This window comes from Sphingobium sp. DC-2, from assembly GCF_000722555.1.
In the GTDB taxonomy this organism is placed as follows: Bacteria; Pseudomonadota; Alphaproteobacteria; order Sphingomonadales; family Sphingomonadaceae; genus Sphingobium; species Sphingobium quisquiliarum.
The window spans coordinates 129,847-150,619 of sequence record NZ_JNAC01000051.1 but is presented as its reverse complement, the minus strand read 5'-3'; the positions used below and the strand labels follow the sequence as shown (position 1 = coordinate 150,619).

Here is a 20,773-nt window from a genome sequence, read left to right as displayed (position 1 = left end):
ACCTTTACAGGGCCGGTCCGCTTCGGGATGCGGTCACGGGCGATGCGCTGGTCCAGCCGCCCGCCAGTGCCTTGAACAGATCAACTTGAGCAAAGGCCACCGCGCGTTCCGCCGTGGCAAGCTCGCTCTCCGCCGCCGCCAACGTGCGCTGAGCATCCAGCACCGTCAGGAAATCGATCCTTCCCTCCCGCTGCCGCGCAAGGCTGATGCGTGCGGCCCGGTCCGCGGCTTCGCGCGCGGCCTTGAGGGTATCGCGCCGCTCCAGCGCGTGGGCATAGACCGACAGCGCCGTTTCGGTTTCCTCCAGCGCCCGCAGCACCGTGCCGTCGAATGTCGCGAGGGACGCGCTGGCGTCGGCCTTTGCAGCGGCGATGCGGGCGCGGTTGGCTTCCTGATTGGGGAAGGCCCAGTTGATCAGCGGCCCCAGCAGCCAGCGGAACGGTCCGCCGCCCAATATGTCGCCGCCGCCGATCGCCGTGGTGCCGATGGAGCCGCCCAAAGTGATGCGGGGATAAAGGTCCGCCGTAGCAACCCCGATGCGCGCCGTGTCCGCCGCCAGCCGCTGTTCGGCTGCGCGCACATCCGGGCGGCGGGCGAGCAGGGCGCGGCCGTCGCCGACCGGAATGGGCTGCTTGAGATCCGGCGTCACCTTCTGCTCCCGAACCACGGCAGGCAATTCCTGCGGCGTCCGTCCGGTGAGCGTCGCCAGCCGGAACAGCGCACTGTCCCGATCCGCCACCAGACTTGGGATCAGCGCCGCCTGTTGGTCCCGCAAGGCAGTCGTGCGGATTACATCCAGCCGGTCGGACCGGCCCACTTCAAACCGCGCATTGGTGATGCGGATGCTCTTGTCGAGCAGCGCCACGGTCTGCTCCGCCACGGCGATACGCTCCGCCGAACTGGTCGCATCCACATAAGCCCGCGCCGTATCCGCAACCACAGCCACCCGCACCGCGTCAGCATCGCCCGCCGCCGCGTTGACGTCGTCCTTCGCCGCTTCGATGCTGCGCTTTACCCGGCCGAACAGGTCCACCTCATAAGCGACGTCCAGCCCGGCATTGACGGTCCAATTCTCTCGATCAGCGCCCGGCAAAGTCTGCGCGGCGGACGCCCGGCCATAGGTCGGCTGCACGCTAAGGCTCGTCTGCGGCAGCCTGTCCGACCGCGCGCCACGCAGCCCCGCCCGCGCCTTTTCCAGCCGAGCGACAGCCACGCGAATGTCGGTATTCGCGGCCAGCGCATCGCGCACCAGCTCGTCCAGCACCGGATCATTATACAGCCGCCACCAGTCGCCATCAGGCTCCGCCACGCTCACCGCCGGACTAGCCGCCCCAATGAACGCGCCCGCAGCCGCGCTTGGGGTGGCCGGAGCCTTATAATCCGGCCCCGCCGCGCAGGCGGTCAAAGCCGAAGCGCCGAGCAAAAGGGGAAGTAGGGTCTTTCTCATCTCATATGTCTCCTATTCGGCGGGCTGCATCGCGACGGCGGCTCCGCCCTTCCCCTTGCGGGAAAAGCGGTCGCCCAGCGCGCGGCACACCACGTAGAAGGTGGGGGTGAACAGCAGGCCGAACGCCGTCACGCCGGTCATACCGAAGAAGACGGCCGTGCCCAGCGCCTGCCGCAACTCCGCGCCCGCCCCGCTCGCGATCACCAGAGGCACCGCACCCAGGATGAAGGCGAAGCTGGTCATCAGGATCGGCCGCAACCGGGTCTGCGCCGCCTGCACCGCCGCTTCAACCGGCGACAGCCCCTGTTCCTCCTCCGCCTGCTTGGCGAATTCCACCACAAGGATGGCGTTCTTCGCCGCCAAGGCGATCAGCACGACCAGCCCGATTTGCGTCAGGATATTATTGTCTTGTCCCCGCAGGTTCACGCCCAGCATGGCCGCGAACAGGCACATCGGCACGATCAGGATGATCGACAGCGGCAGCGTCAGGCTTTCATATTGCGCCGCCAGCACCAGGAAGACGAAGAAGACCGCCATCCCGAACACGATGCCCGCGGTGTTGCCCGCCATCACCTGCTGATAGGCGACGCCCGTCCATTCCTTGGCATAGCCCTCCGGCAGATTGCTATCGGCCAGCTTCTCCATGGTAGTCAGCGACTGGCCCGTGCTGTAGCCCGGCGCAGTATTGCCATCGACCTCGATCGCCGGGAGCATATTGTAACGCACCACGCGATAAGGCCCGGTCTTGTCCTCGAAGGTCGAAACAGAGCCAATCGGCACCATCTGCCCGCTGTTCGACCGCGTCTTCAGGTTCGCGATATCCGCCACCGTCCCGCGATGGTCCGCATCCGCCTGCGCCGTCACGCGATAGGTGCGCCCCAGCAAGTTGAAGTCGTTGACGAAGGCCGACCCCAGATAGACCTGCATCGCTTCGAACACGCGTTCCGGCGGCACGCCCAGCAGGTCGGCCTTGCGCCGATCGACATCGGCAAAGACGCGCGGCGTCGCATTGTCGAACAGCGTATAGACCATGGACAGGCCGGGCGTCTGGTTCGCCTTGCCGATGAAGTCCTGCGCGACCTTGTTCAGCTCGGTATAGCCGCGTTCCTCCTTATCCTGCACCAGCATGCGGAAACCGCCCGGAGGGACGAGGCCGGAAATCGTCGGCGGGGGCAGCAGCAGGATGCTCGCCTTGTCATATCCCGCGACGGCCTTGTGCGCCTGCTCCATGATCCCGGCATAGGTCACGCCTTCCTTCTCCCGCTCCGCAAAGCTGTTGAACGGGAAGTAGATGGCGGCGCTGTTGGGCGCCTGCGTCTGCGAAGGGCCATGGAAGCCCGCGAACATCACCGCGCCGCGCAGCCCCTTGATGGGCAGCAGCTTTTGCGCGACCTCCTTCGTCACCTTGTCCGTGCGTTCGAGCGACGCGCCGGATGGCAATTGCACCACCGCCAGGAAATAACCCTGATCCTGCGAAGGCACGAAGCCGCCCGGCGTCACCCAGAACAGGGCCATGGTCGCGGCGATCAGCCCCGCATAGGTCAGCAGCATCTTCTTGGGCCGCAGCACCAGGAAGCGTGTCAGCCGGGCATAGCCAGCGCTCATGCGGTCAAAGCCCCGGTTGAACCCCGCCGCCGCCCGCGCGCCTACCCTGCGCCAGCGCGGCGCATTGTCCAGATCATGCTCCCCATGCTTGGGCTTCAGCAGCAAGGCGGCTGCGGCCGGGGACAGGGTGAGCGAGAGGATCAGCGAGATCACCGTCGCAGTCGAAATGGTGACGGCGAACTGCTGATAGAAAGCGCCCGAAATGCCGGTGATGAACAAAGTCGGCACGAACACGGCGCACAGCACCAGCACGATTGCCACCAGCGCGGCCGACACTTCGTCCATCGACGTGCGTGCCGCCTCCAGCGGAGACATGCCATGCTCGATATTCCGCTCGACATTCTCGACCACGACGATCGCGTCATCGACCACGATGCCTATCGCGAGGACAAGTCCGAACAGCGACAGATTGTTGAGCGAATAGCCGAGCGCCGCCAGCACTGCCGCCGTTCCGATCAACGATACGGGAATCGCGATGATCGGAATGATCGCCGCGCGCCAGTTCTGGAGGAAGATCAGGATGACGAGGACGACCAATATCACCGCTTCAAACAGGGTGTGATACACTGCGTCGATCGACTGGCTGATAAACTCGGTCGGGTTGTAGATGACGCTATATTCCAGCCCCTTGGGGAAGCTCTTGGAGAGTTCATCCATCTCCGCCTTCACCTTCTCCGCCGCGTCCAGAGCGTTGGAGCCGGGGCGCTGCATCACCGCGATCACGACCGTGGGCGTGCCGGACAGATAGGTGTTGATGCCATAATCCTGCGCGCCCAGCTCAACACGGGCGACATCGCCAACGCGCACCTGACGCCCGTCCGCATCGGTGCGGATGACGATGTCGGCGAACTGCCTGGGCTCGGTCAGGCGGCCCTGCATCTCGACGCCCAACTGGAAAGCTTCGCCCTTATCATAGGGTGGCTGGCCCAGCGCGCCTGTGGACACCTGCACATTCTGCGAACGGAGCGCGGAGACGATCTCGCCCGCCGTCAGGTCCAGCGCGGCGGCGCGGTCGGGATCGATCCAGATGCGCATCGCATAATCGCGCGATCCGAACAGCCGCACATCGCCCACGCCATCCAGCCGCGCGAGCCGGTCCCGCACCTGCGTCAACGCATAGTTGGACAGGTAATTGCGGTCGAACGTGCCGTCCGGCGATTGCAGATTGACGACCATCAGGAAGTCCGGCGTCGTCTTGCGCGTGACCACGCCCAGCCGCTGCACCTCTTCCGGCAGGCGGGGGATGGCCACGGCGACCCGGTTCTGCACCAGCACCTGCGCCTCATCCAGATCGGTCCCCACCTTGAAGGTGACGGTGATCGTCACCTTGCCGTCGCCGGTCGATTGGCTGCTCTGATAGAGCATGTCATCGACGCCGTTGATTTCCTGCTCGATCGGCGCGGCGACGGTGGACGCGACGGTCTCGGCCGACGCGCCCGGATATTGCGCCGACACCGTGACCGTTGGCGGAACGATGTTGGGATATTGGGAAACGGGCAGCCCGATAAAGGCCAGCGCGCCAACCACGGTGATGACCACCGCGATGACCGCAGCGAAGATCGGCCGGTCAATGAAGAAACGGGATAGGCGCATCGGTCTGTTCCTCGATGGCGTGAAAAAGGGTGCGCGATCCGGGGATCGCGGGAACTGTCATTTTAGCCCCTCCCCTTCAGGGGAGGGAAAGAAGGTGGGGGCTCGCCGGATAGTGCGGCGCAGGGGGAGGGCCCCCACCCAACCCTCCCCTGAAGGGGAGGGCTTAAAGTTAACTAGAAAGTCGCTTGCGAAGCAGCCGGCACAACACTCTCACCAGCCCCCACCGGCGCAGCCACCGCCTTGATCGCCACAGCCCGCGTAGCAACCTTCCCACCCGGCACCGCCGACTGAAGATTGCTCACAACCACCCGATCATTAGGCGACAACCCAGCCCGGATAATCCGCAGCCCATCCACCACCGGCCCTAGCTCCACTGGCTTGGCAGAAACACTGTCATCCCTGCCGACGACCAGCACCGTCTTGCGTGCCTGATCCGACTGCACCGCCTCATCCGGGATCAGCAGCGCATTCACCTTGCCGCCATTGGCGAGGCGCATGTTGCCGAACATGCCGGGCGTCAGGAACATATCGGGATTGGCGAACACCGCGCGAATGCGGATCGTGCCGGACCGGGGATCAAGTCCGTTGTCGGTAAAATCCAGACGGCCCTTGTGGCGATAATCGGCTTCATCCTGCAACCGCACCTCGACCGCGCCAGCGCCATCCTTGTCCCGCTGGGACTTGAGATACAGCGCTTCGGACGCGTCGAAGTTGAAATAGATGGGATCAAGCTTGTTGATGGTGGTCAGCAAGGTCGCGCCTGCGCCTTCCGCGCCGGACACCAGATTGCCGATATCGACGCGCCGGTCGGACACGCGCCCCGAAATCGGCGCGCGCACCTGCGTGAACTCCACCTCCAGCGCCCGCTGGCGCTCGCGCGCCTGCGCCGCCGCCAACGCCGCCTGAGCCGCTTGCAGCCGCGACCGCAGCGCATCCACTTCGCTGGCCGAAACCGCTTCGTCGCCCGTCAGGCGCTGAACCCGCTTATAATCATTCTGCGCCAGAAGAAGGGTGCTGCGCGCGCTTGCGCTATTGGCGCGGGCTTCGGCGAGAGCCGCAAGGAAGGGGCGCTGGTCGATGGTGAACAGCAACTGCCCCGCCTTCACATAATCGCCATCGCGGAAATGGATCGCCGTCACCGAACCCGATACGCGCGGGCGGATATCGACCGTCTGGCTCGGCGCGAACCGGCCGACATAATCATCCCATTGCGTGACCGCGCGGCTGAGCGGCGCAGCGACCCCCACCACCGCGAGCGCTGAGGGCGCCGCCTGCGCCTGCGGACGATCGACCAATTTCCAGCCAATGCCGCCGACGACAACCAGCGCAATCGCTGCGATTGCGGCATGACGCTTGCGTGCGCGGAGGAGGGGGGAAGACACCGCGTTGCTGCTGTCGGCGTCGATGGACTTGTGCATGTTCATGCGAAACTCCTGACCTTCGGGCTGCCGCGCATCGCGGCGATGGCGGCAAGCAGCCGTTCGAGATGAGCGTCGCTGAACCCTGCGGACCGGAAGGCGGATATGCGGCGCGAATGGACGTCATAGCTGCGGTGCCAGGCTTCGACGGCGATCTGCCGCAGTGCTTCCAACCGCTTGTCGGCAAGCCGTGGGTCGGGCTTTTGCCCGAAGATCAGCCTTTGCAGCCGGGTCCAGCGGCCCGGTTCCCGCAGCGTCGCCAAGCTGTCCTGCCGGGCAAGCTGCACGACCTGCCATTCCAAGGGAGAAAAGGTGGCCGCTTCGGCCTTCGCCGCCGGGCTGTAAAGCGTCCCCCCGGTGCCGCCTTCGGCCAGGAATATGTCTGAACGATAGACCATGATCTCGTCCCCTGTTTTGGGAAGGCAGCAGAGCCGGGGCGCGAGGGAACGCGCCGCAAAGTCACTGCCTTTCGCGGATAGATGAATAACCCCTGCGCGCCCCTCGCATGGTTGCGCCAGGACGATCAGCGTCTCTTGATGATGAAAAGGAACGGCCTTCCTCTCCGAATGGCCGTGCCTGCGCCGCTATTGACGGCAACCCCTGTCTTGCATTCGACCTCCTGACCAAGAGCATGTCGAATAAATTACCAGACGGCATATAAATCTAGGGCAATAGCGCGTCAAGTAGCTTTATGTACCGACCGGTCTTTTTTATTAGAAGGCAGAAATTGCACTGATATTACGCACTGGGCCACATGGCGAGGGTCGTATCCACAAGCTGGGTCAACCGGCTCTCCGCCACGCCGGAACCGGCCTGCACGGCGATGCCCTGGAGGATCGTCGAAAGATAAAGGGCAAGCGCTCGCGGTTCGACACCGGGGGGCAGATCGCCTTCCTCCTTCGCGCGTTCGAACCGTTCGACAAGTGCATGGTCGGACGATGCGCGGCGCGCCAAAATCTCTTCGCGAATGCATTCGGCATGCGAGGTACTGGCGACCGAGCTGATGACGCCCATGCACCCCTTGGGATCTGTGCTGCCGCACTGCATGGCGAGCGCGCCCCGCAGCAGCCGTTCCGCCACTTCCTTGGCCGTCGGCGCTTCCAACGCTGATTTCACATAACAGAGCTTATCGCGCTCATAGAGGTCGAGCGCCTTGCGGAACAGCGATTCCTTATTGCCGAAACAGGCGTAAAGGCTGGGCTTGGTGATGCCCATCGCCTCGGTCAGTTCGGCGAGCGACGCGCCCTCATAACCGCGCCGCCAGAATATCTCCAGCGCGGCGGCAAGCGCCTTGTCCGGATCAAATTCGCGCGGACGGCCTCTGACAGGGGCGGAAGCGTTTTTCATACCGGTCAGTATATAGATATTCCTGCGGATAGCTCAAGGGCGATGAAAGCCCGGTGCTTCTTCATGACGGCGGCTGCCATCATCAATATTCTTCCCTCTTCGCCCGCATATCCCCTATCGGTCGGCCAGCGCATGCTGCCACGGAATGAGGAACAATGGTCGAGGCGAATACCGTCTTCATCGATATCTGCCTGCGCGGGGGAAGCATCGGGCTCCTGCTGCTGGGGGCGATCATGCTGTGCCGCGCGCCTGTATCCTATGCATCCCGGCTTGGCATGATGCTGATGCTGTGCACCGTCGCCTTCGTGCTGGAAGGCGTGCCGGTGATCCAGGGACTCCTGCCGCTCGACTGGTTCATCAAACTTTGTTCGGCGCTTGTGATCCCGCTGTTCTGGCTGTTCGCCCGCGCCTGGTTCGACGATGATTACCGGCCGGGCGGCATTGATGGAGCCGTCGCGATCGCGTTCGTCGCCGCGGTCCTCGTGCAGCATCAGGCGAAACACCGGCCGGGCGATCCGGGGGCGAGCGACGCCATCGTCTACGGCCTTGGGACCATGCTTGCTGTCCATGCGCTGTGGCTCGCCTGGCGGGACCGCGCGTCCGATCTGGTCGAGCCGCGCTGCCGCGTGCGGCTGCTGTTCGTCATCGCCGTCGCGCTGACGATCGTCTGGTCGCTGTGGAGCGAGGCGGCGAGCCGGTTCGCCACGCCCCTGCCATGGCTTTCCCTGGCCGATGCGGCGGTGCTGTTCCTTCTTACCCTTGGTCTCGACAGCGCGCTGTTCGGCCTCGCGCACCCGGAAACATTTCCGCATCCCGCGAGGCCGGGGATCGCCCCGGCGCGGCCGGAGGCAAAGCCGTCCTCGCCGGAGGAGGAGCTTGTCGATCCCGTGCTGAAACACCGGCTGGACCAGATCATGGAGCATGACCGGCTGTATCGCGATCCCGAACTGACGATAGGGCAGCTTGCGGTCCGGCTGGGCACCGCCGAACACCGGCTGCGGCGGCTGATCAACGGCGGGATGGGGTTTCGCAATTTCAACGCCTATCTCAACGCGAAACGGATCGAGGAGGTGCGTGCGGCGCTTGCCGACCCGGCGCAGACGGACGTGCCCATCCTGACCATCGCGATGGATGCGGGCTTCGGCAGCCTGCCCGCATTCAATCGCGCCTTCAAGGCCGCCGCCGGGGAAACGCCGCGCGATTTCAAGCAGAGGATGCGGGTGGCGAGCTGATCGATTTCGAAATTCGACCTGTCGATTTCGAGATCGCAAGGCCAAGGCAGCATGAAAGGGTGAAGGCGGTCCCCGGCCCAACAGACCGGACACCTGCCCTTCATGACTCATCCGCCTCGCGCTTGCATCGCGACCAGTCCTTTCCTCCTCCTCTCCCTGTTCGTCCTGCTGCCCGCCTGTTCACCGGGCGAACAGGCGCAGACCCGTTCCGCCGACACGGCCCTTGTGGAAGCGATCCGCCCGGCGGTCAGCGATAGCGGAGAGAGCCGCAGCTTCGATGCGGTCGTTCGCCCCAGGCGCTCGGTCGATCTCGCTTTCCGTCAGGGTGGACGCATGGCTGCCCTGAGGGTTCAGGTGGGGCAGATCGTTGCCGCAGGCGAGGTCATCGCCCGTCTGGCCCAGCCGGAAGCCGAAGCTGCGGCGGATCAGGCGCTGGGTGAAGAGGCGAGCGCCCGCGCCGATCTGCGGCAGGCGGAGGATGCAGCCGCCCGCGTCAGGGGACTGGGCAGCGACGGCACTGTCGCCGCTGGAGATGTCAGCCAGCGCCGCTTCGCCGCCGACGCAGCCAGAGCCAGGCTGATGGCAGCGCAGGCGCGGCTGCGCCAGGCAAGGGCGACGGCCGATGAGGGGCTGCTGCTTGCCCCAGCCGATGGCGTGATCACGGAAATCGTCGCGGAACCCGGCACTGTCGTCAGCGCGGGGATCGCCGTCGTCCGCATCGCGACCGGCGCGTCCGAAGTGGAATTGCGGGTGCCGGAAGATGTCATGCTGAAACCCGGAGCGACCGCTGCGATCACATTCTGGAACCGTCCCGGAACGGTCGCGGGGCGGTTGCGCGCCATCAGTCCGCAAGGCGACGCGCTGCGGATGCGCAAGGCATGGTTCACCCTGCCCGCCACAGCGCCCGCCGTGCCGTTCGGCAGCAGCGCGACCGTCACCATCGCGGACGCCCCGGAAGGAACGCGAATGCGCGTGCCCCTTACCGCTTTGGGCAGCGTGGCGGATGCGGGGAAGGGCGCCAATGTCTGGGCACTGACCGGCGATGGACGCCATGTCCGTCCCCAGCCGGTCCGCATCATCGCATTGCGCGGCGAGGATGCCATCGTCGCCGGGCTGAAGGACGGCACGCCCATCGTTGCCAGCGGAACGCACGGGCTTCGTCCGGGTCAGGCCGTGACGGTTGTCGAGATGCTGGAAGGGCGCTGAACGAATGTCGCGCTTCAACCTGTCCCGCTGGGCGACCGGACATCCCGCGCTGGTCGGCTTCCTCATCGCGCTGCTGTTCGTGGCGGGCGCGGTTCAGTTCCTTCACCTCGGCCGGGCGGAAGATCCCGGCTTCACGCTCAAGGACATGATCGTTTCGGCAAGCTGGCCGGGGGCAAGCGCCGCGCAGATGCAGGCGCAGGTCGCCGATCCGCTGGAACGCAAGCTCCGCGCGACCGAATCGATCGAGACCATCCAGACCTACTGCGTCGATGGGGCGTGCGTGCTCACCCTGTCCCTGTTCGATGGCGCGCCGCCCGCGCGCGTGCCGGAGATATGGCAACAGGTGCGGCGTGAACTGTCGGACCTGCGGCCCAGCCTGCCCGATGGCGTGGCGTTGAGCGCGAACGATGAATATTCCGATGTCTATGGCTATGTCTTTCTTCTGACCGGCGCTGAAAATGCGCGGCTCGTCCAGCAGGCCGAACATATGCGCAAGGCTTTCCTGCGCATCCCCGGCGCTGGAAAGGTGCAGATCGCGGGAGAAGTGCCGCGGCAGATTGTCGTCGCCTTCGATCCCGCCCGGCTCGCCGGGATGGGCATCACGCCGGGGCAGGTCGCGCGGGCGCTCTCCCGCCGGAATATGGTGACGCCAGCGGGGACCTATCAACTCCCGCTCCGCGTGCCCGTCCGCATTGCCGGAGAGGCCGATGGCGCGGGAGCGGTGGAAAACACGATGGTCGCAACGCCCGGCGGCGCCGTCCGGGTCGGCGATATCGCCACCGTCAGCCGGGGCTATGCCGATCCGCCGCCCATGCTCGTCCGCCATCAGGGACAGCCCGCCGTCTCGCTGTCCGTCGCCATGCGGCCGGGCGCGGACGGCCTGGCCTTCGGCAAGGCGCTGCGTGCGCAGGCGGATCAACTGCGCAGCCAGCTTCCGGCAGGCATGATGCTGTCGCAGGTCGAGGATCAAAGCGTGACGATCAGGGAAGCGGTCGACACCTTCCTCATCAAATTCTTCGCGGCCCTGACCGTGGTGCTCATCGTCGCCTTTCTGACGCTGGGCCTGCGGACCGGCATCGTCGTCGCATTGTCGGTGCCCCTGACGCTCGCGATCGTCGCCCTGTTCATGGGCGTGGCTGGCATCGGCCTTGAACGCATATCGCTGGGTGCGCTGATCCTGTCGCTGGGGCTGCTGGTGGACGACGCGATCATCAGTGTCGAGGCGATGGCCGTGCAATTGGAGAAGGGGGCCAGCCGCATGGACGCGGCGGCCTATGCCTGGACCCACACGGCCTTTCCGATGCTGACCGGCACGCTCCTCACCGTCGCCGGGTTCCTTCCCGCCGGTCTCGCCCGGTCGACCACCAGCGAATATGCGGGCGGCATCTTCTGGGTGACGGGCGCGGCCCTGCTGGTCAGTTGGATCGTCGCCGTGGTCTTTACGCCTTATCTTGGCGTCAGGCTGCTGCCCATGCCGGACAAGCCGGAAAGCCACGACCTTTATGACCGCCCCGTCTACCGCAGGCTGCGCGCGGCCGTGTCATGGTGCATCGCGCGGCGTGGCCTGATCGTCGCGGGGACCGCCGGGCTGCTGGCGGTCAGCCTGGCGGGCGGGCTCCTCGTGCGTCAGCAATTCTTCCCGGCATCGGACCGTCCCGAATTGATCGTCGACATCGCGATGCGGCCCGGATCGTCGATCGGCGCGACCAGCGCTGCCGTGGCCCAGATCGAAAAGGGCCTCGCGCGCGATCGCGACATCGCCTCGCTCAACAGCTATATCGGCGATGGCGTGCCGCGCTTCTATCTTCCATTCGGTCCGCAGCTTCCCAATCCGGCCACCGCCACGGTGATGATCGTCGCACGGGATCTGGCTGCGCGCGAGCGGCTGGTCGAAAAGATCGGCAGACTGCGCGTCACGCCCGACGCCCACCTCCATCCCCGGCGGCTCTCGCTGGGTCCCAGCCTTGGCTTTCCCGTGCAATATCGCGTCGCCGGGCCGGATGTGGAGCGGCTCCGCGCCATTTCTGGCGAGATCGCGGACGTGCTTCGCACCACGCAGGACGCGACCGCCGTTCAGGTGAACTGGGGGCTGCCATCGCCCGCCGCGATCGTGCGGTTCGATGCGGCCCGGCTGGGGCATATCGGCGGCGATCGCACCGGCATGGCGGATGATGTGAACATCGTCCTTTCGGGCATGCAGGCGGGCGAAGTGCTGGACGGCAACAAGCGCGCCGCCATCCTGCTGCGCGGCGCACAGGCCGATCGCACGGACCCCGCCCGGCTGGAGGACATCGCCGTCACCACTGCGCAGGGTTCCGCGCCCTTTGGCCAGCTTGGCCGCATTTCGATTGCGCAGGAACAGCCGATCCTCTGGACCCGCAATGGCGAACCGGTGATGACGGTGCAGGCCGATATGGCGGGCGATGTCCAGGCGTCGCAGATCCTCGCCCGCGCCAAGCCGCGCATCGACCGCATCGCGCAGGCGCTTCCGCCCGGCTATCGCATCGAAATCGGCGGTGACGAGGAACTTTCGGCCAAGGCGAACAAGGCCATCGTCGATCTTCTGCCCGTCGCGTTCGCGGTCATGCTGCTGCTGCTCATGATCCAGCTCCAGAGCATCCGCCATGTGCTGCTGGTGCTGGCCACAGCGCCGCTGGGCCTGATCGGCGCGGTCGCGGCGCTGCTCGTCACGGGTGCGCCCTTCGGCTTCGTGGCGCTGCTCGGCCTTATCGCGCTGGCGGGCATGATCATGCGCAACTCGATCATCCTGGTCGATCAGGTCCAGGTCAATCAGGCGGGCGGGGCAAGCCTGAACGCCGCGCTGCTTGACGCCACGATCAGCCGGTCCCGCCCGGTCGTCCTCACCGCGTTCGCGGCCGTGCTGGCGTTCATTCCCTTGAGCTTCAACATATTCTGGGGACCAATGGCGATCGTCATGATCGGGGGATTGGTGGGGGGCACATTGCTGACGCTGCTGGCCTTGCCCGCGCTTTACGCCCTCGTCTTCACGCCCCGCGCAGGCTCATCGGAGGATATCGGCCATGACTGACCGGACATGCCTGCCCCGCACCGGCGCGATGATCCTCGCGCTCCTGCTGTCCGCCTGCACGGTCGGGCCGGACTTCGTGCGTCCGGCGCCGGACCTGCCCGCCACCTTCGCGGGCGCGCAGGGGCCGGTGAAGCCGGTGGCCGCCGCCTGGTGGCATGGTTTCGAGGATCGTGCGCTCGATGCATTGGAGGCGCGGGGGGTGGTGAACAATCTCGACATCCGGCAGGCCGTGGAAAGGATCGCTGCCGCCCAGGCCCAATATGGGGTTGACGGGGCCGAAGGCGCGCCCAGCCTGACCGCGCAGGGCAATTACAGCCGCAACCGGGTGGGAACGGCCGGTATCGCCGACTTCGCACGCCCGCTCCTGGGACTGGAGAAGGGCGATGGCGATGCGCCGAAGGGCGTTGATTTCGACATGGTGGGGATTGGCGGCAGCGCGTCGTGGGAAATCGACCTGTGGGGCCGCATACGCCGCAGGCGCGAAGCAGCCGGAGCGCAGGTCGCGGAAAGCCAGGCCGATGCCGATGGCATGCGGCTTTCGGTGCAGGCCGAAATCGCCCGCACTTATTTCCAGTGGCGGCAGGCGGTCCGCGAACTCATGCAGGCCAGGCGGAGCCTTGCCCTGGCGGAGCGGGCGGCGGCCGCGCTCAAGGCCCTTGAGGCGCGCGGACTGGCATCGCGGGCGGATGTCATCGAACGGGAATCGCGCGTCAGGGCGGCGCGCCGGAATGGGAGCAGCCTTCAGGAGCAGCGCGACCGCCTGCGCCGCGCCCTGGCCGTGCTGGTCGAGGGCCGCCCGGACGCCCCGCTCGACATTCTGGACATCCATGATGATGAGCCAGCGCTGGGGCCTCCTCCCAGCAGCTTGCCTTCGCAGATGGTGCGCAGCCGCCCCGATATCCTCGCCGCCGAAGCGCGGCTTCACGCCGCGACCGCGCTGGTTGGCGCGGCGAAGGCGGACTTCTATCCTGCCATCAGCCTGAGCGGCCTGTTCAGCCTTGACGCGCTCAGCCTCAAGGATCTGGGCTGGGACTCCCGCAACACCAGCATCGGCGGCGCGATCTCGCTGCCGATCTTCAGCGGCGGACGTCTCCAGCGCACGCTCGACCTTCGGAAATCCGAACAGCGCAGCGCGGCGCTCGCCTATCGCGCAACCGTCGTCGCGGCATGGCAGGAGGTGGAAGACGCGCTGTCCAGCCTGCGCGCGCTGAACGATCAACTGGAACTGGGCAAGGCCGAACGCGATGCCCGCGCGGTCATCGCCAAAACGAGCGATCTCCGCGCACGCCGGGGAGAGACCGGCCTGCTGCCGCTCCTCGACGCGCAGGCGGCTGCCATCGAGGCCGAAACCCAGGCGCAAAGGCAGCGCACCGCCGTCCTCCTCGCCCATGTCCAGCTTTACCGGGCATTGGGGCGATGAGGCGCTATCTCGTGAGTGTTCTAATCGGCAGCATCGCAGGTTTCAGGCCGCCGCTTTCCATCCTGACCAGCGTCCGTCCCGCCCCGCGGGCAGGCCGCAGGTTCAGCAACTGCATCCACTATTTCAGCCTGCGTTGAGCGGGGCGGCTGAGCGCTCATGATGCCGCATTCGCTATAGCCGGTCGCGGTTCGCCCGGTGCCGCATTCGTCCGGTCGAGCCCCGCCGCCTGCTCGTAGCTGGCATGGAGCGCGGCATAATGGTCGCCCCTGGCGATCAGCGCGGCGTGGTTCCCGATTTCGGCCACCTGCCCATTTTCGATGACGGCGATCCTGTGCGCCGAACGGATGGTTTCCAGGCGGTGGGCGATGATCAGCGCGGTGCGGCCTTCGCACAGCACGCGCAGGGCCTGCTGGATGCGGCGCTCGGTGCTGACGTCGACGGCCGACGTCGCTTCGTCCAGCACCAGCACGGACGGGTCGGCCAGATAGGCGCGGACAAGACAGACCAATTGCCGCTGTCCCTGACTGAGCTGGCTGCCCAGCGGCCCTACCTGCGTCGCATAGCCATGGGGCAGGGCGCTCAGCACGTCATGAGCGCCGATATGCTCCGATGCCGTGACGAGATGCTCGTCGGACGCATCGGGCCGGGCGAGCCGCAAATTGTCGAGCACGGTGCCGCCGAACAGCACATTGTCCTGGAGCACGACGCCGATATGGCTGCGCAGGCTCCGTTCGGCAAAGCTCCTGATGTCCTGTCCGTCCAGCAGCACCGCGCCTTCATCAACATCATAGAAGCGGGTGAGCAGTTGCACGAGCGTGCTCTTGCCATGACCTGTCGGCCCCACGATCGCCAGCACCTCGCCCGGCTCGATGGTGAGGCTGAGGCCCCTGATGACGGGCTGGCCGGGACGATAGCCGAAGCTGACATCGCGAAACTCTATGCGCCCCTCCACCAGGGGCGGGATCAGGGCGTCAGGGGCGTCGGCAATTTCCGGCTCGGTATCCAGCAGCAGGAAGATGCGCTGGGCGCAGGCCGTGCCGTTGGCGAAGCGTTCGAACAGGTCGCTGAATTCCTGGAGCGGGGCGAGGAAGAGGAAGACGTAGAATAGGCTTTGCGTGAGTTCGCCCAGGGTCAGCGTGCCCAGCGCCAGCCCCCGGCCGCCCACCACCAGCGTCAGCGCCAGCCCGGCGGTGGTCAGCAGGCCGGTGAAGGGCGCGAACCAGCCCGAACGCACCGAACCGAAGATGAGCGAAGAATTGAAGTCTTCCAGCAGGCCCTGATATTTGGCGAGGTTCTCGCGATCCCGCCCGGATTGCTTGATCAGGCGGACGGCGGCGACCGTTTCGACCAGATGAGCGGTGAAGCGGCTGCGATTTTCAGCGACCCTGGCCCAACTGCGCTGCGCGACCCGCTTGAACAGGAAGGTTGCGGCGACCAGCACCGGCACCACCGCCGCCAGCCCCGCGAGCAGCGCCGGAGCGATCAGCCACAGGAGGAAGCCGGACAGGCAGAGCCGCAGCACGGCCGACAGAAATTCGGGCGGCCCCTGGATCAGCAGCGGCTCCAGCGTATCGACGTCGCGGTCGGCGCGCGCGATGATGCGCCCTGCCTTGGTCCGGTCGAAATAACCGACGCTGAGACGCTGGACATGGGCGAAGACGCGCGTGCGCAGATCGTTGAGGACGCGGATCGCCGCCAACCCCGCGCAATATTGCGACAGGCCGCCGAGGGCGAAACGAATGCCCCAGGTCGCGGCCAGCCCGGCGCAGGCCCAGGCGATCAGCGGCGCGTCGACGCCCGCCTGCCTCAACCCCCGGTCGATGACGAGCCCGATCAGCAGCGGCCGGGCGAAGATCGCCAGCACTTGCACCAGTTCGATTCCGATCACCGCCGCGATCGGCCGCCACACCGGCGCGATCAGGGGCAGCAGCCTTGATACGACGCTCTGGTTCAGCGATCTTTTGGAAAGCGTTTCCTCCAGTTCGATATCGGAAAGGGCGCTGTCGCCACGAAAGCCGTTCATCGTCCTACAGTCCCATCAGCGCGCGATAATGAGCGCTCTGCTCGATAAGTTCGGCATGGGTGCCTTCCGCGACGATCCGTCCACCGGCCAGCACCGCAACCCGGTCGGCGATCAGGGCGGTGGACAGGCGGCTGGCGACGACCAGCATCGTCAGCGGCCGGGCGCGTCCGCCGCGCAGGCCGCGGATATTGTCGATCGCCCGGCGCTCCGTCCGCGCGTCGAGCGCGCTGGTGGCGTCGTCCAGCACCAAAATGTCCGCATCGGCAAGCAGCGCGCGGGCGAGGCAGACACGCTGCCGCTGTCCGCCCGACAGGGTGGCGCCCCGGTCGCCGACCCGCGTGTCCAGCCCTTCGCTCAGGCGGTCGAGCAACTCTCCGGCCGCGGCATGGTCCAGCGCCGCGCGCAGCTCCGCTTCCGTCGCATCGGGCGCGCACAGCCGCAGATTGGCCGCGAGCGTATCGGAAAAGAGGAAACTTTCCTGCGGCAGCACATGCACCCGGCGGCGCAGTTCGCGCAGGTCCAACTCGCGAATATCCTGCCATCCGCTTTCGTCCGATCCGATTTCAACCGCGCCGCCGTCCACCTCGACCAGCCGGGGGAGCAGGGCGGTGAGGATGCTCTTGCCCGATCCGGTTGCGCCAACCAGCGCGACGATTTCCCCCGGCTGCACCGTCAGGCCAAGATCGCGCAGAACCGCCGCGCCATCGCCCAGCGGCGATGCGGACAGGTTGCGCAGACGGACGCCCAATGGGCCGGAAGGCAGCGGCTTTGCCCCTGACCGGATCACCGGTTCCGCGTCCAGCACTTCCCAGATGCGCGCGGCCGAAGCGCGCGCGTCGGCGATGACCTGCAACAGGCGGCCAATCCCCTCTATCCGCAGCACGAGCGTGTTGACCACCAGCATGGCCGCGACCAGCGCGCCCACGCCCAGAGTCCCTTGCGCCACCATCCATGCGCCAAAGCCCAGCACCCAGGCATGGGACAGCGCGATGATCGTCTGGGGCAGGGGCACGCGGCGGGAGGCATGGCGGATCGCCGCCTTGGCTTCCGCGCGGAACAGATCGACATGGGCACGGAAACGCTCCGCCCGCGCTTCGCCGAGCGAAAAGGCCTTGATGACGCGGACGCCGTTCACGCCTTCGGACAGATCCTGCGTCACTGCGTCATAGGCGTCGCCGATCCGCCGGTCGAGCGCGACCAGCGTGTCCGCCTCTGACCAGAGGAGCGCGATGCCCAGTGCCAGCAGCAGCGCGGGCAGCAGCGCCAGCCAGGGGGAATAGACGCAGAGCAGGCCAAGCGAGATGGCGACGATCAGCCCGGTTTCGAAAATCTGCCGCCAGAAGTTGATGAGCGCGTCACGCACCTTGTCGGCGTCGCGGGTCATCCGCGTCACCATCTCGCCGACGCCGTGCCGCCAGTGATAGGCAAGGTCGAGCCGCTGGATCTGCACAAGAATGCGCGCCCGCAATATCGTCAGCAGCCGCTGGCCGATGGAAAGGGAGAGGAGCCCCGCGCCATATTGCACCACCGCGCGCGCGAGGGAGAGGCCGATGAGCAGTACGACCCAGAACCAGGCGCGATGATAGTCAAGCCTGTCAGGCCCCGCGACGACCAGTTTGCCATGCTGCGCTTCCTGCACCGCATGGCCGACCAGCACCTGTTGCCCGACCAGCGCGATATTGACCGCCGCCAGCAGGACGGCGGTCAACAGGAACCGGCCCGGCATCTCACCATAGATGGCAAGGCAGCGCAGCAGCGGGCTGCGTTGCAATAGTCCGCTCTCCCCCACGGCCCTCTCCCCCACGGCCCTCTTCCCCACGGGCTGCGTCAGCTGGCCAGCGCGAGCGGTTGCGCGGCTTCCAGCGGGCGCGTGTCGATCCATTCGCGCACGTCGAAGCTTTGCGGGATGAAGTTCCACCGGTGCAGGAAGTCGGTGAAGTCCTGGAGCGCCACGATCGACTGTTCGGCGAGGCCGGTCTTCAGCTTCGTATGGGCATCCTCACCATAGGCGATGCTCACCCAATATTCGCTGCTGTTGGTTTCGCGGGCCAGATAGCGGCGTACTTCGGATGGGTGGGATTGCGCCCAATGTTCGGCGCGCAGCACCTGTTCGGCAATGGTGACGGCGGCATCGAAACGATTGTCGATCAGATGGCCGTCCACCGCCAGAGTGCGCGGCGTGCCATTATTGGCGCGCACCAGCGGATCGGGATGGATGCCGGTGTCGATGACGGTCGTCAGCCCGAACTGCTGCGCGATCTGCGCGCCGCTCGCGCCCTTGAGGAAGATCGCGTCCACCTCGCCGCGCAGCAGGGCGATCAGCTCCAGATTATTGGCGCGCGCCCGGCTGGTGCTGCGCCCGTTCCAGGCGAGCGTGCCGCCGACGGTCTGCGCCTGGCCATCGCTGTAGTGGGTTTCGATATCCTGATCGACCAGTTCGACATCGGATACTTCCAGCCCCTCCAGCCGCAGCGCATTTTCAAGGCCGCGAATGGCCTGGGCGCGGCTGAAGTCGATCTCCACATTTTTCCAGTTTGGCAGGCCGAAGCGCCGTCCTTTCAGGTCACGGACGGAGGTGATGCCGGATTCCGGGCTGGCGAGGATCAACTGCGTTTCGTCGGCCCAGGACAGGCCGATGACGCGCGTGTCGCGGCCCCGCGCCCGCGCGCTGATCGCAGGAATATTGCCGCCGTGGCGGACGCTGTTCTGGACGGTGTGGGAGAAATGCGACTCCCGCTTGGCGAAATCGCTGGATTCGAGGAGCGAGGAAAGGCGTGTGCCCTGAGCGCGGAAGGCTTCTTCCAGCCAGCCTTGCTGAATGGCGATGCCAAGGCCGGTCGGGACGGGGCAGCGAGTGTACCAGAGGGTATCGAGGGTGTTGGACATGAAGGCACTCCTTTTCAGTGCAAGGCGCTCCTGCGGAGGCGGGAGCCACAGCGATGCTAAGCGGCAGACTCCAGAATGGCCTCGGCCGGGGCTGTTCGTGCATTGGGATTTTCCGGGCGCGGCAGGTTCAGATGTTCGCGCAGGGTCGCGCCTTCATATTCGGTGCGGAACAGGCCGCGCCGTTGAAGTTCGGGAACCACCAGGTCCACGAAATCCTCCAGCGAACTCGGCAGCAGCGGCGGGATGAGGTTGAAGCCATCGGCGGCATCACGCTCGAACCAGTCCTGGATCTGGTCGGCGATGTCGCCGGGCGTGCCCAGCACCACCCGATGCCCGCGCACGGCATTGAAGCGCAGGAAAAGCTGGCGGATGGTGAGATTCTCGCGCCGGGCCAAGGCGGTGAGCTGCCGCCAGCGGCCCTTGCCGTTTTCCGGCTCCGGCAGGTCAGGCAGCGGCCCGTCGAGCGGATAGGCGCTGACATCCTGGCCCATGAGGTTGAGGTCGCCGGAAAAATCCACCTTCTCCTCCAGCGCGCCGAACTTGTCCTGCGCCTCCTGAAGGCTGGAGCCGATGGTGAAGGAAAGGCCAGGCATGACCTTCAACGTATCGGGATCGCGGCCATAGCCAGCGACGCGGGCTTTCACATCCTTGTAGAATGCCTGCGCATCCTCGATGAACTGGGCGGCGGCATAGATCATCTCGGCATGGCGGGCGGCGAAATCGCGGCCGACTTCCGAATTGCCCGCCTGCGCGAAGACCGGATAGCCCTGAACCGGGCGCGGCATGTCCAGCACGCTGTCGATATGATAATAAGGCCCGCGATAATGGACGGGATGCACCGCATCGGCGTTCAGGTAGACGCCGCTTTCCTTGTCCGCGCCTTCAAAGGCGTCGTCTTCCCAGCTGTTCCACAGCACCTTGGCCAGCTCCACGAAATCATGGGCGCGGGCATAGCGTTCGGCGTGGCTGGCGGGCTGGTTGATGCCGAAGCTCCTGGCCGCGCCGTCCGCCAGCGAAGACACGATGTTCCAGCCGATCCGCCCGCCGCTGATATGATCGAGCGAGGCGAAGCGGCGGGCGAGGGCGTAGGGCTGTTCGAAATTGGTGTTCACCGTCGCGACCAGGCCGATATGGCTGGTGATGCTGGCGAGCGCGGCGGTCGCGGTCAGCGGTTCGAAATCGAGGAAGGCGTGGCGCCGCTCGATCCCCCTGGTGCTGTCGCCGCTCTGGCCCACGAAGTCGGCGAAGAAGGCCGCGTCCAGCTTGCCGCGCTCGGCGGTGCGAACGAGGTTCGCCCAATAGCGGAAATCCGGCTTGCCGGTGTCTGCGGTGCCCGGCTGACGCCATGCGCCGGGATGATGGCCGTGGCGCGTGAGGAATACGGCGAGCGCGAGCTGGCGCTTCTTCTGGGACATGGGATGCTCCGGTGTTGTCTGGCGTTGGGCATTATGCTGTGCATGGCACTGTCTGACCTCGTTCGGGCTGAGCCTGTCGAAGCCTTTTTACTGAGCGGAGCGGCTTCGACAGGCTCAGGACGAACGGAATGA

Annotated in this window: 13 protein-coding genes; 4 read left to right on the top strand and 9 right to left on the bottom strand. The window is 66.1% G+C overall.

The annotated features are described in order from the left end of the window. Positions 1–4: 4 nt before the first annotated feature. The 5 genes from ET21_RS0111455 to ET21_RS0111435 form a co-directional block, all read right to left on the bottom strand. Entirely contained in the window at positions 5–1,447 is a 1,443-nt protein-coding gene (locus ET21_RS0111455; protein ID WP_037470757.1) for an efflux transporter outer membrane subunit, read from the bottom strand. Between the two features lie 12 nt (positions 1,448–1,459). Further along, the gene (locus tag ET21_RS0111450; protein ID WP_030539796.1) at positions 1,460–4,645 is read right to left on the bottom strand and encodes an efflux RND transporter permease subunit; all 3,186 of its coding nucleotides are present in this window, start codon (positions 4,643–4,645) and stop codon (positions 1,460–1,462) included. A gap of 173 nt (positions 4,646–4,818) precedes the next feature. Further along, positions 4,819–6,069 carry an efflux RND transporter periplasmic adaptor subunit gene (locus ET21_RS0111445; RefSeq protein WP_030539795.1) on the bottom strand — a complete coding sequence of 417 codons (1,251 nt, stop codon included), beginning with the start codon at positions 6,067–6,069 and terminating at the stop codon, positions 4,819–4,821. Further along, a complete protein-coding gene (locus tag ET21_RS0111440) occupies positions 6,066–6,461 on the bottom strand; it encodes a hypothetical protein (RefSeq protein ID WP_021239425.1) in 396 nt (131 codons plus the stop codon). Before ET21_RS0111440 ends, ET21_RS0111445 begins: the two co-directional genes overlap by 4 nt. 340 nt (positions 6,462–6,801) lie before the next feature. Further along, positions 6,802–7,410, bottom strand: coding sequence for a TetR/AcrR family transcriptional regulator (locus tag ET21_RS0111435; RefSeq protein ID WP_030539794.1), 609 nt, complete (start codon positions 7,408–7,410; stop codon positions 6,802–6,804). Between the two features lie 155 nt (positions 7,411–7,565). Here ET21_RS0111435 and ET21_RS0111430 point away from each other — a divergent pair, with 155 nt between their 5' ends. The 4 genes from ET21_RS0111430 (at position 7,566) to ET21_RS0111415 (ending at position 14,317) form a co-directional block, all read left to right on the top strand. Continuing rightward, a complete protein-coding gene (locus ET21_RS0111430) occupies positions 7,566–8,642 on the top strand; it encodes an AraC family transcriptional regulator (RefSeq protein ID WP_021239427.1) in 1,077 nt (358 codons plus the stop codon). Positions 8,643–8,744: 102 nt separating this feature from the next. Further along, a complete protein-coding gene (locus ET21_RS25810) occupies positions 8,745–9,848 on the top strand; it encodes an efflux RND transporter periplasmic adaptor subunit (protein ID WP_051768128.1) in 1,104 nt (367 codons plus the stop codon). A 4-nt stretch (positions 9,849–9,852) separates the two neighbouring features. Next, positions 9,853–12,897 (top strand): efflux RND transporter permease subunit, encoded by a 3,045-nt coding sequence (locus tag ET21_RS0111420; protein WP_030539792.1) that lies wholly within the window; start codon positions 9,853–9,855, stop codon positions 12,895–12,897. Further along, on the top strand, positions 12,890–14,317 hold the full coding sequence (locus tag ET21_RS0111415; protein WP_030539791.1) for an efflux transporter outer membrane subunit: 1,428 nt from the start codon (positions 12,890–12,892) through the stop codon (positions 14,315–14,317). The genes ET21_RS0111420 and ET21_RS0111415 overlap by 8 nt, the downstream gene beginning before the upstream one ends. Positions 14,318–14,471: 154 nt before the next feature. Here the strand turns inward: ET21_RS0111415 and ET21_RS0111410 are convergent, their stop codons facing one another. The 4 genes from ET21_RS0111410 to ET21_RS0111395 are packed head-to-tail and all read right to left on the bottom strand — an operon-like array spanning position 14,472 to position 20,641. Beyond that, entirely contained in the window at positions 14,472–16,340 is a 1,869-nt protein-coding gene (locus tag ET21_RS0111410; RefSeq protein WP_030539790.1) for an ABC transporter ATP-binding protein, read from the bottom strand. A gap of 4 nt (positions 16,341–16,344) precedes the next feature. Continuing rightward, positions 16,345–18,111, bottom strand: coding sequence for an ABC transporter ATP-binding protein (locus tag ET21_RS0111405; RefSeq protein WP_037470755.1), 1,767 nt, complete (start codon positions 18,109–18,111; stop codon positions 16,345–16,347). A gap of 56 nt (positions 18,112–18,167) precedes the next feature. Then, the gene (locus ET21_RS0111400) at positions 18,168–19,226 is read right to left on the bottom strand and encodes an ABC transporter substrate-binding protein (protein ID WP_030539788.1); all 1,059 of its coding nucleotides are present in this window, start codon (positions 19,224–19,226) and stop codon (positions 18,168–18,170) included. Between the two features lie 56 nt (positions 19,227–19,282). Then, on the bottom strand, positions 19,283–20,641 hold the full coding sequence (locus ET21_RS0111395; protein WP_037470752.1) for an LLM class flavin-dependent oxidoreductase: 1,359 nt from the start codon (positions 20,639–20,641) through the stop codon (positions 19,283–19,285). Positions 20,642–20,773 lie beyond the last annotated feature (132 nt).